Annotated in this window: 12 protein-coding genes; 5 read left to right on the top strand and 7 right to left on the bottom strand. The window is 42.1% G+C overall.

What is annotated here, in order from left to right:
* Positions 1-90 precede the first annotated feature (90 nt).
* From G563_RS0107195 to G563_RS0107205, 3 genes are all read left to right on the top strand, one after another.
* A complete protein-coding gene (locus tag G563_RS0107195; RefSeq protein ID WP_169579734.1) occupies positions 91-879 on the top strand; it encodes an alpha/beta fold hydrolase in 789 nt (262 codons plus the stop codon).
* Positions 880-949: 70 nt separating this feature from the next.
* Entirely contained in the window at positions 950-2,944 is a 1,995-nt protein-coding gene (gene nuoL, locus G563_RS0107200) for an NADH-quinone oxidoreductase subunit L (protein WP_037326095.1), read from the top strand.
* A gap of 124 nt (positions 2,945-3,068) precedes the next feature.
* Positions 3,069-4,652: a complex I subunit 4 family protein gene (locus G563_RS0107205; RefSeq protein WP_028664729.1), complete on the top strand. Its 1,584-nt coding sequence runs from the start codon at positions 3,069-3,071 to the stop codon at positions 4,650-4,652.
* A gap of 279 nt (positions 4,653-4,931) precedes the next feature.
* Here the strand turns inward: G563_RS0107205 and G563_RS0107210 are convergent, their stop codons facing one another.
* From G563_RS0107210 to G563_RS0107230, 5 genes are all read right to left on the bottom strand, one after another.
* Positions 4,932-6,056: a LysM peptidoglycan-binding domain-containing protein gene (locus G563_RS0107210; protein ID WP_084650789.1), complete on the bottom strand. Its 1,125-nt coding sequence runs from the start codon at positions 6,054-6,056 to the stop codon at positions 4,932-4,934.
* Positions 6,053-6,853 (bottom strand): DUF4905 domain-containing protein, encoded by an 801-nt coding sequence (locus G563_RS0107215; protein WP_028664731.1) that lies wholly within the window; start codon positions 6,851-6,853, stop codon positions 6,053-6,055. Before G563_RS0107215 ends, G563_RS0107210 begins: the two co-directional genes overlap by 4 nt.
* A gap of 74 nt (positions 6,854-6,927) precedes the next feature.
* Complete coding sequence (locus G563_RS0107220; protein WP_028664732.1) at positions 6,928-8,085, bottom strand: MFS transporter; 1,158 nt, start codon at positions 8,083-8,085, stop codon at positions 6,928-6,930.
* Positions 8,082-8,471 carry a VOC family protein gene (locus tag G563_RS0107225; RefSeq protein ID WP_028664733.1) on the bottom strand — a complete coding sequence of 130 codons (390 nt, stop codon included), beginning with the start codon at positions 8,469-8,471 and terminating at the stop codon, positions 8,082-8,084. Before G563_RS0107225 ends, G563_RS0107220 begins: the two co-directional genes overlap by 4 nt.
* Positions 8,472-8,475: 4 nt before the next feature.
* The gene (locus G563_RS0107230) at positions 8,476-9,165 is read right to left on the bottom strand and encodes an HAD family hydrolase (protein ID WP_310586556.1); all 690 of its coding nucleotides are present in this window, start codon (positions 9,163-9,165) and stop codon (positions 8,476-8,478) included.
* 126 nt (positions 9,166-9,291) lie between these two features.
* Here G563_RS0107230 and G563_RS33920 point away from each other — a divergent pair, with 126 nt between their 5' ends.
* Together G563_RS33920 and G563_RS0107240 are read left to right on the top strand one after the other, a co-directional pair.
* Positions 9,292-10,161, top strand: coding sequence for an AraC family transcriptional regulator (locus tag G563_RS33920; RefSeq protein ID WP_037326098.1), 870 nt, complete (start codon positions 9,292-9,294; stop codon positions 10,159-10,161).
* Between the two features lie 73 nt (positions 10,162-10,234).
* Positions 10,235-12,109 carry a glycoside hydrolase family 13 protein gene (locus tag G563_RS0107240; protein ID WP_028664735.1) on the top strand — a complete coding sequence of 625 codons (1,875 nt, stop codon included), beginning with the start codon at positions 10,235-10,237 and terminating at the stop codon, positions 12,107-12,109.
* Positions 12,110-12,154: 45 nt separating this feature from the next.
* On the opposite strand, the gene G563_RS0107245 is transcribed toward G563_RS0107240, so the two are convergent.
* Both G563_RS0107245 and pafA read right to left on the bottom strand, forming a co-directional pair.
* Positions 12,155-13,561: a tetratricopeptide repeat protein gene (locus tag G563_RS0107245; protein ID WP_028664736.1), complete on the bottom strand. Its 1,407-nt coding sequence runs from the start codon at positions 13,559-13,561 to the stop codon at positions 12,155-12,157.
* Between the two features lie 139 nt (positions 13,562-13,700).
* Positions 13,701-15,329, bottom strand: a complete 1,629-nt coding sequence (gene pafA / locus G563_RS0107250; protein WP_028664737.1) for an alkaline phosphatase PafA — start codon at positions 15,327-15,329, stop codon at positions 13,701-13,703.
* Between the last annotated feature and the right edge of the window lie 18 nt (positions 15,330-15,347).

Consider the following 15,347-nt stretch of genomic DNA (forward strand, 5'->3'; position numbering starts at 1 on the left):
TCGAAAAAATAACTTATTCATCAGTAGGATTTGGCAATGAAACGGAAAAAAATAGTATTAGTTGTAGGTGTGTTATACATTTTTTTGGTCATGGTTTCTGCATGTTTTAGTTCGCGGATGAGCGATGCTGAGATGAAAAAGTATTTTGCTCAGAGCGCTTATCCTCCCCAGCGTCACTACTACGAAGCACTCGGCCGGCAGCTTCATTATGTTGAGGCGGGGGCGTCTTCAAAGCAGCCAGTACTTTTTGTCCATGGGTCACCAGGTTCGTGGGATAATTTCAAAAGTTTTTTGAAAGATACCTTTTTGTTGGCTCATTACCGATTGATGTCGGTAGATAGGCCTGGCTTTGGCGATTCGAAAGAAGAAGGGGCCGAAGATGAACTCAAAAACCAAGCAGCAGCTTTATTGCCTATTTTGAAGCAGCAAAAGCAGCCGGTGGTGCTAGTAGGGCATTCGTATGGAGGGCCAGTGATTGTACAGGCAGCCATTAACTATCCAGAATATATCAGAGCGCTAGTGATTGTAGCAGGTTCAGTATCACCTACATTGGAGCCAGCCAATTGGTATCGTTATCCTCTTAAATATACACCTTTACGTTGGGCCATTCCTTCATTTTTTAGAAGTAGCAATGACGAATTATTGCCTCTGAAAAAAGAACTTGAGAAGATGTTGCCATATTGGAATAAAGTAAAATGCCCTGTAGTCGTAGTACAAGGAGGAAAAGATGTATTGGTGGCTCCCGAAAATGCCCAGTTTGTAAAACAACAGCTCCCACATGTGAAAGTGACAACCATCTGGAAAAACAACATGAATCATTTTGTGCCTTGGAGTGACCCTGATTTGATTATTGAAGGAATCAAAATGTCGTTAGAGTAAAAGGTTTCACTTCTTTTTTGTAAAAACACCCGATTTGCCTGATATTTGCCGAAAAGGTTTATACCCCCTGATGTCTTCATATCTATTTTTTATTCTTTTATTGCCTTTAATAGGTTTTATTGGTTTGTTTTCTTTTGCCAATAAAGCAAATAAATTGGCTGGTTGGATAGGCACCATTTTCACTCTGATAGGATTATGTGTGTCTATTTTTGTTTTTATGCATTCGCTTCATCAATCTGAAGTTTTTGAATGGGAATGGCTTGTACTTCGGCAAAAATCCATAAACCTATCCATTTTGCTGAACAATCAAACCATCATTATGTTGCTTGTTGTGCATTTTATTGCATTGCTTGTTCAAGTTTTTTCGATTAGTTATCTTCATCATGAGCCTCATTTATGGAGGTATTTTGCCTATTTGCAGTTGTTTGTGTTTTCGATGTTAGGAATTGTGGTAGCGGGCAATTTGCTGTTAATGTATATTTTCTGGGAGTTGGTGGGTTTGTCGTCGTATCTTCTTATTGGGTTTTGGTATCAAAAGCCACGCGCCGTATGGGCAGCAAAAAAAGCTTTTTTGCTCAATAGAATCGGAGATGCTGGTTTTTTGATTGGGATTTTGCTACTTTTTTTTGAAGCCAATTCTACTGATTTTGTGAGTTTAAGTACGGGTCAATTGCCTCACCTCAACGAAGGTCTAATGACTGCGATTGGGTTGTTTTTGTTTTGTGGAGTGATGGGTAAGTCTGCACAGTTTCCATTGTCGGCATGGCTGCCCGATGCTATGGAAGGGCCTACGCCTGTTTCGGCGTTGATACACGCAGCTACAATGGTGGCAGCGGGTATATTTCTTTTAGGGCGAATCCATTTTTTGCTTACTCCAGATGCTCTTTATGTGATTACGATTATTGGTACTATCACGATGGTAATGGGGGCATACCGGGCTATTTCCCAAACCGATATAAAGAAAATGTTGGCGTATTCGACGGTATCGCAGTTGGGGTTGATGGTAATGGGTATGGGTGTAGGAGCAAAAGAAGCGGCCTTGTTTCATCTTTTGACACATGCTTTTTTTAAAGCGGGATTGTTTTTGTGTGCAGGAGCCGTTATTCATTTTTTGACGCCTCATGATGAGAATCATGCTCAAGGCATTGACCCTCAGGATATGCGGCAAATGGGTGGTTTGTATAAGTACATGCCTACCACATTTAGGGCATACACTCTATGCGCCGCTGCTTTGGCGGGGTTGCCGTTGTTTTCGGGGTTTTTGTCAAAAGATGCAATTTTGATTGAAGCGTTTCATTGGGGAAGTCAGCAAGGAGGAGTCGCGTTTTTGGTTCCGATGCTAGGGCTATTTTCGGCAGGGCTTACGGCATTTTATACCATGAAACAATGGAAAATGGTATTTTTGGGTGAATTTAAAGGGGATAAACATACTATATCACAAACCCACGAGGCTGATATATTAATGAAAGCCCCTTTGGTGATTTTGGCTAGTTTATCGGTATTTATTTGGTTTTCGTTCAATCCTTTGGATGCAGGCGATGCTTGGTTTTTTGAGTTATTTAAGACGAAGCCTGCTGAAGGTTCACATTTGGTGATAGCCGTGTTGTCGGTTTTGGTGGCTATGTTAGGGCTTTCAATGAGTTATTTTGATACGTTGTCTCCTTCAAAGGTAGGATTAATCCCTTCTTTATCTTTAGGAATGGAAGACGTAGGAAATCTAATAAAATCATTTTTACAAAGATTAAAATGGCTTAGAGAACATTCGCATGATTCAGATAAGCACCTTTTTTTGATTGCACCTTTACAAAAAATAGCGCAATGGTGTTATTGGCTTGACCAAAAAATTGTTGATAAAATCGTAGACTGGGTTGGTTACTTGACGGTGATTTTGGCACACATCGTAGGGCGTTTTGATCGGATGGTGGTAGATGGAGTGGTGAATGGAATGGCCTGGACGGCGGGCTTTGTGGGCAATCGTACTCGTAGCATACAAAACGGTAAAGCACAATCTTACTTGGTCGCGATGCTCGTAGGGGTATTGATTATTATCTTTTTTGTATTGTAAAAAAAATCAATGGTTTTTGGGGAGGATAAGATCATAAGATTTTGAAATTAAGATTGTTGACTGAAGTAGACAACGAAAAAATAAAAAGCAAATACGATTGATGCTATCATAGAAAAATTCAAACATGGTTCCTTATATACTTTCTTTCTTAACGTTTCATCCGCTAGTTGGTACACTACTTATTGCCTTACTTCCCGAATCTCGCAAAGCTGCCTTTAAGTGGATAGCTCTTTTTTTCTGCGCTTGCCAAATTCCAGTTTCGGGCGTGATTTGGTATTTTTTTTCGGCCAATGCCCCCGGGTTCCAAATGGTCGAAAAATTAGATTGGATTACTTTTTCATTGGGGCGCATTGGGACAGTCTCTATTGATTATGTATTAGGGGTGGATGGTATCAACCTGCCGCTGTTGCTACTGACATCGGTGGTGATGCTAATAGGAGTAGTGTCGTCGTGGGGGATTAAGAAAAAAGAAAAAGCTTACTTCTCTTTATATTTGTTGCTCACTACCAGCATCACAGGCTGTTTTGTGGCTTTAGATTTCTTTTTGTTTTTCTTGTTTTTTGAATTCATGCTGCTACCCATGTATTTCCTAATAGGACTGTGGGGAGGACCACGTCGGGAGTACGCATCTATCAAATTTTTCTTGTATACATTGGTGGGTTCTATTCTGATACTAATAGTGATGATTGGGCTCTATATATCGGTAGTTGACCCGGTAGATTCTCAACTCACGCAGACTTATGTGCATACCTTTGATTTGCGCTACATGGCTGATTTCAAAAATTACCTTTCCAATAGTATACTTTCGCCCGATGGTGGAGTGCTTATTTTTGGGATACCCGCTAGGGCTATTGCATTTTGGCTTTTGTTTATTGGATTTGCTATCAAACTTCCGATTGTGCCTTTACATACGTGGCTTCCTGATGCACACGTAGAAGCGCCTACACCTGTATCGGTGGTGCTGGCAGGAGTTTTGTTGAAAATAGGTGGGTATGGTCTGCTACGCATCGCGTATCCCATTTTTCCAGATGCCGCTCAAGAATATGTTTTTGTATTGGCACTGCTGGGAGTTGTTTCAATCATTTATGGTGGTTTCAACGCACTCGCCCAAAATGATCTCAAAAAGATGATTGCTTATTCTTCGGTATCACACATGGGTTTTGTGGTATTAGGAATCGCCTCCCTTACTGCTGAAGGTATCAATGGGGCTATTTATCAGATGGTGAGTCACGGGGTGCTTTCTGCCATGTTGTTTTTGTTGGTAGGAGTACTTTACGACCGCACGCACAATCGCCTCATCGACAGTTACCGTGGCTTGATAGGGCCTATGCCTTTTTATACAATCATCACCGGTATTGCCTTTTTTGCTTCTTTAGGAATGCCCGGATTTTCGGGATTTGTGGGTGAGTTATTTAGTTTGATGGGAGGATTTCAATCACAATGGTTACCTACTTGGGTAGCTGCCTTAGGAACTTTAGGGATAATTTTAGCCGCTGCTTACTTCTTGTGGACATTACAACGAATGTTTTTAGGAAAACTGTGGGCCAAAAACAAAGCTGATTTGACCCAGCTTACCGATCTAAATTTACAAGAAAAGTTGATGTTGATTCCGTTAGCTATTCTTACCTTTTTGCTGGGTATATTTCCTCATACCTTGTTTAGTATTTCCGATAAAGCCGTTGAAAATTTGTTGAAACTCTTCCCGTAAGTTTAACAGACTAACACATAAGTCTTAGCATAGCATAACGGATTTAGGGGTAAAAGCGCTTGGATTTGACTGATGCGAAGCTACTTCCAAAAAGATATTTGTGTATCAGAAAGGCACAAAGATTGTTGCTAACAATTTTGCAAAAAAACACAGCTTCGAAGAAGTCAAACCACATACTATCTTAATGACCTCTTTCGCAGAACATCAAATCATATAGGTAAAAAAATACCTGCCTATTGTTATGGATAGGAAAGTACTTTTTTGTATGAATGAGGAGTTTTATTGAGACAAGTAGCTGAGTTCGGCAATAAACTGCTTACCGCCTGGCGAAAGTTTTTCTTGAGCGCGGGCTGAGAGCTTGATAATGATACGATTATTGGCGCTGATATCAGGGAGCTTTCCGATTACTTTTACCCATACACTTTGGCTATTGTTCATGTTTTTGACCTGAATCAGCGAACCTACCGGAGCTGTACGGTGCAGAGCCAAATATTTATTGCTGTTTTCTAAGCCTTCTAATACCTCCGCTACGCCAGTTTCGAGGATTCGCTTACCAGTGTTAGCGATTTTTGGTTCGGGCAAGTTCGAATTTGTAGGGTCTTCGCCTCGCACAGGTACTGGTACAGGAGCAACCGGCTTTTCGGTATTGGCTTTTCGGGCATCGGCTAGTTTTACTGAATCTAGCTTATTTTTTTTGAGATACTCTTGATAAGCTTGGTCTGATACAATCAACTCTTGCCCCGAACGTAACTGATCTGAGGTGAGTCCATTCCAGCGACGGATATCGGCCATCAAAACCCCATGTTTGACCGCAATACCGTAAAGAGATTGGCCGCCTTCTACGCGGTGAATCCCCGATTTTGGAGCAACGGGTGGTGTAGTAGGTTTGGTATCGGTTGCTGTCGTGCTGGTAGTCTCAGGCTCTTTGGTAGTAGCGGGCGCCTCTGTTACTTTGGGCGTTTCTTCTACTTTGGTATTTTCGATCTTAAAAGTCTCGCTCTTCTCACCTTCGGTTTTGGGAGGTGTTTCGGATTTTGGTTTGATTTCATAATCCAAAACCAACTTATCTTTTTCTGCCGAAGGGTCGGGTTCTTTGGTGGCTACCTTTTGCGGAGGCGCACTCGTGGCTCGACTTTGGGAAGGCACGCGTACGACTTGGCCTACTATCAAATTATCTTTCATACCCGGATTGGCAGCCTTGAGAGCCTGAATCGAGGTTTTATATTTGCGCATTACGGCATAGAGCGTCTGTCCAGGTTCTACTTTGTGTAAAACGTAAGTTTGCCCATTTTTGGTTTCGGTGCCAGTGGAGTCGGAAGAGAAAGGAGAAAAAGATAGGGCGTGAGCAGTTTTTCCTCCCCATAATCCTACAACAACTATCAGAAATGCAGCTCGCTTCATCATGATCTTGGTAATTTTAATACGACTAATTCGTCTAAATTTTCTAAATAAACAATATGGTGGTCATTATAAATACAATTGTCGAAGGCGATACTTCCCACGTCCGAACGAATCGTCTCGTGCAATAGTATTGTCTTCTTTGAATTCACAACCAAGATAGAGCGGGATAAAGTATCAGCGTTAGGGTGGTAAAAATAGTAAAAAAATAGTACATGTCCAGAGTTTTCTCCATAATTTATCGTTTTTTGAGGGATACGATTGGTAGTTTTTTGGATAAATTGTTTAATAAAACCATAGTATGAACTATCTTCACCGTAGGTGGTAGGTGTTTTCCAAAAAGTTGATATACTTGGTATGTCAAACAATACCTCCGAAAAAAGAGTACCGTCTCTTAAATTCCAACTTTCGTAGGTGGTTTCTAAGGTAGGCGAGAGCTTAGAGGTGCGAATAAGATGACCATTTGTTGCTTCAAATTTACGCCCATCCAAAGTCCACAACAAAGCCCCCGTCGAAGCGTCCAATGCCACGATTTGCTGCGGAGATGGTTGCTCGCTACCGGCGTAATTGTGTAAAAGAATCACACCAGCGTATACGCCTACAGTACTCGTCCACCAATGCGTCAAAGGGGGTGTTTTTTGCCACAAAATTTGTTGATTTTCGAGCTGAAGGGCGCACCATTCTACTTGTGTTTTGTTTCGCAACTCTAGTATTAGAAGCTGTTCGGAAAGCGAAATCGGTAGAGCGTCGTGTAGAATACGCCAAATTGGAAGCGAAAAACGATGTCGATAATAATTTAACAAGAGGTTGAGGTAAGGATGACTTTACAAAATTAGCTAAAGCGATTAGGTTTATCAAACCCTATCGCTTTAGAATTTTAATAAAGACGGGCTCGATTGGATAATAAAGCCCAAATCAGCGCTAAAACCGCTACTGTACCTATGGCAAAAGAAAGATTGACTTCGTGAGAAAGTACCCCTATCAAGGCGGGGCCAGCCAAAAAACCCGCCAAACTGAAGGTGTTCATAGTAGCTAAACCTGCACCTTTGGCCATGCCAGGAACGCGGGCCGCACTACCATACAAGATGGGGGCGCCGCAAGATACACCCGCTCCCACCAAACCAAACCCGATAATAGCCGTAATGGTATAAGGTAAAAAAACGGCTATAAAAATTCCAAACGAAGCTAATAATCCACCTCCTACCAAAATTTTTCGGCTGCCGTACTGAGGAATGAGGGCATCACCAACAAAACGACCAGAAGCCATGAAAAACGCATAACTAGCAAAGGCCCAACCCATAAAAAAATCATTTGATTTGACTACATCGCGCATGTATACAGCGGTCCAATCTGCCATGGTTCCTTCGGTGATATTGGTACAAAGCGAAATAGCAATCATTCCCATAAGAACTTTATTCGGCCATGCAAACTTGGCTCCTCCCTCTGATTGCATTTTTTCTTCATGTATACTCATAATAACTGGGCGAACAAGCATTGCTAACGTCAATACAAATATTGATATGGCGGCAATGTGCAATGTAGGCGGTATTTTAAAGCCCATCAGGATACTTGCTAAAGCCGAACCCACCATTCCGCCCGCACTAAACATGCCGTGAGAGGTCGACATGATATGGATGCCGTCTTGCCGCTCAATCGTGGTAACGCAGGTATTCATGGCTACATTGGTAAAAGCAATACCTATACCCATGAGGCCGAGTGCGACTGAGGTCATCCACAGATAGGGTACATTGACAGGAAGTGAAAAAACGGCCGCCATGCCCATCAGTCCCACTATCGTAGTATTGCGAATTCCGAAACGATTGATAACTAAAGTCGAAAGGGGATTGCTGAGGGTAGAAGCAAAAGGCAGACTCAATAAAAGTAAACCTAGCTGTGCATCGTCTAAATTGTATTTTTCCTTGACATACGGAATCCAAGTGACCCAGTTACCAAACAAAAATCCCACCGAAGCAAATACTGCACCTATGGCGAGGCTTCGGCTATGGGTAAAATAGGTTTTGAGGTGTGTTGTCATGCTGTGATTTCGATTCGGTTTTGTTCAGGATCCAATACCACACTTTCATAATAACCATCGCCCGTGCGGCGAGGTTCTCCGACTATTTCGTAGCCGTCGCTTCGTAGCTGTTCGGTAAGCAGATTGACTTGGGTTTCGTCACCTACCCAAATAGCCATATGAATCAAACCCAAAAACTGTGAATATACGTTGTTTTGATGAGGTGGGATATTGGGCATTTGCATCAGTTCGAGACGTGCACCTTTTTGGAACGATAAAAAGTAAGACTCAAAATTTTTTTGAACATTGGTATATTTTGAGTTTGATGTAGCCCCAAAATATTGCTCATAAAAAGCCCGCATACGTTCCAAATCTTGGCACCATATAGCGATGTGTTCGATGTGCATAGAACTAGGAAGTCATTAGATTTTGGATAAATGCAAAATCAAGCGAGAGATAATCTGCCACATAAGCACTGCAAGGCGGCAATTCGTGTGAGCTATGGGTGGTAGTGACACCGACTACTTTCATTCCAGCCGCCAAACCTGCTTTTACGCCCGAGACCGAATCTTCAAATACGATACATTGTGCTGGATCGATGCCTAGATTTTGGGCACTTTTAAGGTATACTTCTGGGTCGGGTTTGTGCTTGCTAACGTCTTGTTCTGATAACAACGACTCCATGACTTCTTTCAGGTAGGGAACTTGCTCAAGCATCATGTCGAGGTTTTCGACGGGAGCAGAGGTGGCAATTCCCGTTTTGACCCCATTTTTTTTAAGTTCTTCCAAAAATGTCAACAATCCCGGCAAAGGCTGGGCAATAGAAGCGTACAATTCCCTGAAAAGTGCTTCTTTTTCAAATTGCAAACGGGCAATTTCTTCAAAGCTTAGGCTTTTTTTGAGAAAATACGATAGAATATAGCTGTTGTGCTTTCCGTACATGTGGTCATGTAGTTCTTGCTCAGTGGGTTCTATTTGATACTTTTCGAGAAATTTACGCCAAGCGATGTTGTGGGTGGGGTTGGTATCGGCAATGACGCCGTCCATGTCAAAAATTACTGCAAAACCAGACATATCAAAATATTGTGAGAAATCTGCCAAATACTCAGCAGGGGTTATTTATGGTTACAAAATTAGTAGTTAAGAAGGATGTCTTTCTACGATTTTGTTTGCCATTTCTGACACTGTATTGATTTTTATTCGTAAATATGTGTTAAAATATGTAAAATGGCTCGTTTAGAATTTGAAAAAATCCAGCCCAGTCAAGGGAGTTCGTTTCGGTTGTATCATGCTACAGAAGCAGAAAGCTGCCGGGTATATTGGCATCATCACCCTGAATACGAAATAGTATATATTCCGCAGGGAAATGGTCGTCGTCAAGTGGGGCAGCATTTGTCTCGTTATGAAGAAGGAGAGTTGGTATTTATCGGTCCTAATATCCCTCATCTAAATTTTGCCTATGGACAAATGGGCGATTTTGAGGAATATGTAATTCAAATGAGGGGTGATTTTTTGGGGAAAGAGTTTCTAAAAAACGTAGAATTGGAGGCAGTATCCCAGCTTTTCGAAAAATCAAAACGAGGGTTAGCCTTCGGGAAAGCTACGAAGCGATTGGTAGGAGAGAAAATCAAAAATATGGTATATCAGGGCAACTTTGAGCGGATGATGTCGCTGCTTTGGGTGCTGCAAGAAATGGCCTTAGCTGATGATGTCAAACTGCTACACGTCGAAGGACAGCAGCCCGATGTACCCCCCAAAGAGACTGAGCGGCTACGCCAAATCTATGGTTTTGTAGAGCAGCATTTCCAGACCGATATAGACCCTAGTCAGGTAGCAGAAGTGATAAATCTGAGTTTGCCAGCTTTTTGTCGCTATTTTAAGAAAATGACCAATCAAACTTTTACTGAGTTTGTGAATGAGTACCGCATCAATCATGCGAAAGTCAGGTTGTTGGAAAACGTGAGCATCGCACAGATTGCCTATGACTGTGGTTTCAATAATCTTTCTCATTTCAACCGTATGTTTCGCAAAATTACCCAGCAAAACCCCACAGAATACCGCCAACAGTTTTCGACGATGGTATACCCGTTGGCGTAGCCAATTGGGTGACTGAAATAAGACTGTAATAGAAAGATTTTTGTTTATTTTTGGGAATTATTAAACTTTTCCTATGATGAACATATTGAAGAAATTACTACTGAGCTTGTTGGGAGCTTGCTTGACTTGCTACGCGATTGCCCAAAACCCCCAAATTCAATACTTACATCCTACCAATTGGTGGGTAGGTATGAAAAATCCTAACCTCCAATTGCTGGTTTATGGTCAGAATATCAGTAAAGCAAAGGTCTCGCTCAATTATCCAGGAGTAAAAATCAAGAAAACGCAAACGACTTCTAATCCTAATTATCTTTTTGTGGATTTGGAAATTGCAAAAACAGCCAAAGCAGGTAAGATGCAGCTGATTTTTAGTAATGGGAATGCCAAAAATACACAGTCTTTTACTTTATCTCCCAAGCGACATAAGCCTCTGACAATCAATACTTCAGATTTTGTGTATTTGCTTATGCCTGATCGCTTTGCCAATGGTGACGAATCCAACGATAAAATGGACGGAATGCTTGATACTCAAGCAGACAAAAATGTACCGTTTTTAAGACATGGCGGCGATTTTCAGGGGATTATTGAGCATTTAGATTATTTGCAAGAACTGGGTGTGACGGCTCTGTGGAATACACCCGTCATCGAAAACAATACCAGTCTTAAAAAAGAATTACACGGCAATATGCAAGCTGCTTATCACGGCTATCATTTTAGTAATCATTATCAGATTGAACGCCGTTTGGGAGGAAATGAAGGTTATAAAAAGCTGTCGGGGGCACTTCATCAAAGAGGGATGAAACTCATTCAGGATGCGGTCTATAACCATGTTTCGGAAGATCATTGGATGTTTCAGGACCCTCCCACCCAAGACTGGTTTAACAAATGGCCGACTTACACCAACACAAGCCACAAAGAGGTGTCTCTCTTAGATCCAGCGGGGACGGAGACTGATCGTAAGTATTTGACCGACGGGTGGTTTATGCCTTTTTTGCCGGATGTAAATCAGCGTAATCCTCTTTTTGCTACCTATCTTATTCAACATGCCATTTGGTGCACAGAGGAGTTTGGGCTTGATGGCTGGCGCATCGATACCTACAAATACAACGATATGCCTTTTATGAATCGTTGCAATCAGGCATTACTAGAGGAATATCCCAATCTTATTATTTTTGGAGAAACATGGGTTACTAATCCCGCGATTTTGTCTTATTTCGTAAAGAGTAATGTTAAGTTTCCTTTTCAGTGTAACTTACCCGGAACTTGTGACTTCCCAAGTTTTGCCGCCATCAACGAGGGCTTGAAAGAGCAATTTAGTTGGGATGGGGGTATCAACCGAGTTTATCAAGCTTTGGCACAAGATTTTTTGTATGCTGACCCTTACAAGATGGTTACTTTTTTGGAAAACCATGATACTGATCGCTTTTTTTCGGTGATTGGAGAAGACTTTAATAAGTACAAACTAGGCGTGACATGGCTACTCACAACACGCGGCATCCCTCAGTTTTATTACGGCACGGAGGTATTGATGAAAAACATGAAAAACCCTACCGATGCCGAGGTGAGGCGTGATTTTGTGGGTGGCTGGAAAGGCGATCAACAAAGTAAGTTTACCGCCGCAGGCCGTACTCCTCGCGAGAATGAAGCTTTTGAATTAGTAAAAACCTTGGCCAATTATCGAAAAAATACGCCTACTCTGCACAGTGGACAATTTATGCAATACCTGCCCCAAAATGGTGTCTATGTTTATTTTCGTTATGATGTATCTAAGACGATTATGGTAGTGATGAACACCAATACAGATGAAGCGGTGGTAGATACCGAGCGGTTTTTGGAGCGAACAAAAGGATTTAAAGCCGCAAAAAATGTCTTGACGCAGGCATCTATTGTTGATATAAAAAACTTAAAAATACCAGCAATGACTGCTTGGGTACTTGAATTGAAGTGATGAAATAGGTAGGCTTAAGGCGGAGGATATTCCTCTGCCTTAAGCCTATTTTCTATATTGTTCGATGAGTTTAAAAAGGGCTTTTTGTTTTTCGAGCTCTGGAAAAAAAACATAAAGCTGCTCATGTGCGCTATAGTCAAGAGTGAGCGCAATTTCGAGATTGAGTAAAGCTTCTTTGTAGTCACCCCCGTGAAACAAATAAGCCGCAGCTCGATAATACAAAGTAGCATTGTCGGGCAATTCATTCAGCCCGTCTTGGATGATTTCGTAGGCTTTATCAAATTGCCCTTGGTCAAACATAATCAGTGACCATTTAAGCCAAATATCTTCGTATTCAGGGTCCAATTCAACCGCTTTTTCAAATGCTTCAACTGCCGAGAATAGATTACCAATTTTGTATTCCAACTCTCCTAAAGTAAGCCAATAATCAGCCACATGTTCGTTGAGTTTAATGGCTTTCCGAACGCAATTGAGAGATTCAATCCATTTTTCTTCTACTGCTAGACAAACAGCCACTCCATACCACGCTTCGTCCCATTGGTTGTCGAGTTTGAGGGCTTCTCGATAGTACTCAAGAGCCTTTCCAAAGTCTTTCAACTTTTCATAACTACCCGCTAGATGACAGTAAAGATCTGCCGTGGGAGTTTCGTTGCGCATGGTAAGCAGATAACTCTCATTGGCTTCTTTGTATCTTTCGAGGTTCATGTAGGCATTGGCCATGTTGAAATAGGCCGATGCAAAATCTTCCTTGATTACAGTAGCGTAGTCGTAAGCTTGGAGTGCTTCTTGGTATTGGCCTAGTTTGCTGTACACAATCCCTAGATTATACCAAGCATTGTGCGAATAAGGGTCACGGTCAATGAGTTCATTGTAAAAGTCAATGCTAGATTCTAACTGACCAGTGATTTCGAGGCAAAATGCTAGTTCGTAGAGGGCATTTTCGTTGTCTAAATTATACTGAAGGGCTTTTTTGTACTGCTCTATAGCCTCTTCATATTTGCCTCCATTTTGATAAGCTTGCCCCATCTGAAACAAGATGTCATCTTTTTCTTCTTCTTCAATATAAAGAAGCATTTGCTCATATACTTCTACCGATTGGTCATATTCACCCATCATACTATAGACTCCTCCTTGCATAAAAAGTACATCCAAATCGTGAGGATTGAATAAAGCGGCTCGATCTAAGATTTCGAGTGATTCGTCGAAGCGTTGGTTTTGGGCTAATAAGTGGGCTTTGTCGAGCATGAGTTCGAGAGAATAAGGAAAGTGCTCCAGCCCAAAATCGCAGGCTTGTAGAGCACGTTCCCAGTTGCCTTCGCCTATATAATGTTCGACGATGTGTTCATAAGTATCTAAATCAAAAAATTGACGTTCTTGGTTTTTGAGCATTACCTCAAAACGTTGGACTGAATCCCGCCAGTCTGGTTGTCTTTCCTCGAATTCTGGGTGCATATCCTGAATATATGGGGTAAGTGTCTATATCGAAAGATAAAAGAAAAATTTTTGTTATCAAATTTTTAACACAATATCCTTCAACTAAATTCAGTACTAAACTCGATAGGAAAATAATCTTGTTGATAATCAGAAACTTTTATTTTTTCATCACATCTTCAATCACGATGCCGATGTTACCACTTGGTTCCAAGATTTTGAGCAAAGCCGCAACGGTGGGCGCAGTATCCGCTACAGCGGTGCGTTTGAAGGTTTCGCCTGGTTTGATTCCCCATCCCATAAACAACAGCGGAATGTGAGTATCATAATTGTAAGGTGCGCCGTGCGTAGCAGTGCTGCTGCCTGATACCCAGCCGGGCTCAATCACAAACTGAATGTCGCCGCTACGCTTGGCGTGGTTGCCGTTTTTGTATAAAGTGAGCAAATAGTCGTTGATATTTGCTTTGCCCAAATCGTGCAGGTTGAGGACATCCGCGATTCCGTCAAAATCAATACCTATCTTGCGTACTACTTTATAGACGTCTTCAACCTCTATTTTCTTGTCAGCCAAGGTTTTGTGGTTAAGATAGAGCTGATAGTTTTCGGAGGCTGTGATATAGTCTCCTTCTCCAAACTTAGCAATAAGGGCCTCTTTGATGGCAGTATTGATTTTGCCAATGTTGAGTCTACCCGCAGGAAGGCGATTTTGTTTCCAAAGTTCGGCTACATCCATAACAGCGTGGTCGGCAGAAATGAAAAACAGATAGTTGCCTTTGCCCACTTGCTTGTCGAGTGCCGCAAAAATCTCCGCAAAGTCACGGTCGAGGCGTAGATAAATATCCTCTTCTTCTACGGAGTTGGGCCCAAAGGCGTGGCCTACGTAGTCGGGCGTAGAGAAACTAATAGCTAGAAAGTCGGTAGCGGGACCTTTGCCTAGATTTTCGTGTTTAAGAGCTTCAAGAGCAATCTCCTTGGTGAGGGTGTTGCCGTGAGGCGTACTCGCCAAAATACCAAAAGCATCACCCGCAATACCTGCCAAATCATAAGGAAAGGTAGATTTCTTAGCTCCGGCGATTTTAGCTTCGTAGGGTTGGTCGTCGGTAGTACTTTCTGAATATTGCTCAATGGGCAAAAGCGTGTTCCAATTTTGTTTCATCAATTCAGACGGGCGCTTGCGGGCGTTGTAGTCCTTGACCCACTGAGGTAGGTCGTTCATATAAAAAGTACTGGTTATCCAGTTGCCAGTTTTGCTATCAAACCAGTATGCGCCATTGGCAGTATGGCCTGCGGGCAATATCGCCCCTCTATCTTTGATGGCTACTCCGATGGTTTTGCCTTGGTAATTGTTTGCAATACGAAGCTGGTCTGTGATAGTACTAGTAAGCAGATTTTTAGGTGACATTTTACCAGCGGAGTTGGCCGTACCTACCGACTGCACGGTGCTATCTGCCACACAATACATGCCTTTGCCGAGTTTTCGGTCGTACCAATCATTGCCCACAATCCCGTGAATAGCGGGCGCTGAACCCGTATACACAGACGCATGTCCTGCGGCTGTTACGGTGAGGGAATAGTGATAATGATGATTTCGACAATTGAAGCCTTCGCGGAGCATTCTTTTGAAGCCTCCTTCCGAATATTTGTCGTAATAACGGTACCAATAATCGTATCGCATTTGGTCTACTACTACGCCGACTACTAGTTTAGGGCGGGCTAGAGGCCCTGGTTTGGTTTGGGCAAATAGGGCAGTTGTACAAAATAATGCCAAGGCTAGGTGAATGTACTTCATGGATTGGGTGTCTTTGAA

Origin of the sequence: Runella zeae DSM 19591 (assembly GCF_000423565.1) — a bacterium.
Taxonomy (GTDB): Bacteria; Bacteroidota; Bacteroidia; order Cytophagales; family Spirosomataceae; genus Runella; species Runella zeae.

Coding starts and splice junctions, on each gene's coding strand:
- G563_RS0107195 (WP_169579734.1), top strand. CDS start 91: ATGGTTTCTGCATGTTTTAGTTCGCGGATGAGCGATGCTGAGATGAAA.
- nuoL (WP_037326095.1), top strand. CDS start 950: ATGTCTTCATATCTATTTTTTATTCTTTTATTGCCTTTAATAGGTTTT.
- G563_RS0107205 (WP_028664729.1), top strand. CDS start 3,069: ATGGTTCCTTATATACTTTCTTTCTTAACGTTTCATCCGCTAGTTGGT.
- G563_RS0107210 (WP_084650789.1), bottom strand. CDS start 6,056: ATGATGAAGCGAGCTGCATTTCTGATAGTTGTTGTAGGATTATGGGGA.
- G563_RS0107220 (WP_028664732.1), bottom strand. CDS start 8,085: ATGACAACACACCTCAAAACCTATTTTACCCATAGCCGAAGCCTCGCC.
- G563_RS0107225 (WP_028664733.1), bottom strand. CDS start 8,471: ATGCACATCGAACACATCGCTATATGGTGCCAAGATTTGGAACGTATG.
- G563_RS33920 (WP_037326098.1), top strand. CDS start 9,292: ATGGCTCGTTTAGAATTTGAAAAAATCCAGCCCAGTCAAGGGAGTTCG.
- G563_RS0107240 (WP_028664735.1), top strand. CDS start 10,235: ATGATGAACATATTGAAGAAATTACTACTGAGCTTGTTGGGAGCTTGC.
- G563_RS0107245 (WP_028664736.1), bottom strand. CDS start 13,561: ATGCACCCAGAATTCGAGGAAAGACAACCAGACTGGCGGGATTCAGTC.
- pafA (WP_028664737.1), bottom strand. CDS start 15,329: ATGAAGTACATTCACCTAGCCTTGGCATTATTTTGTACAACTGCCCTA.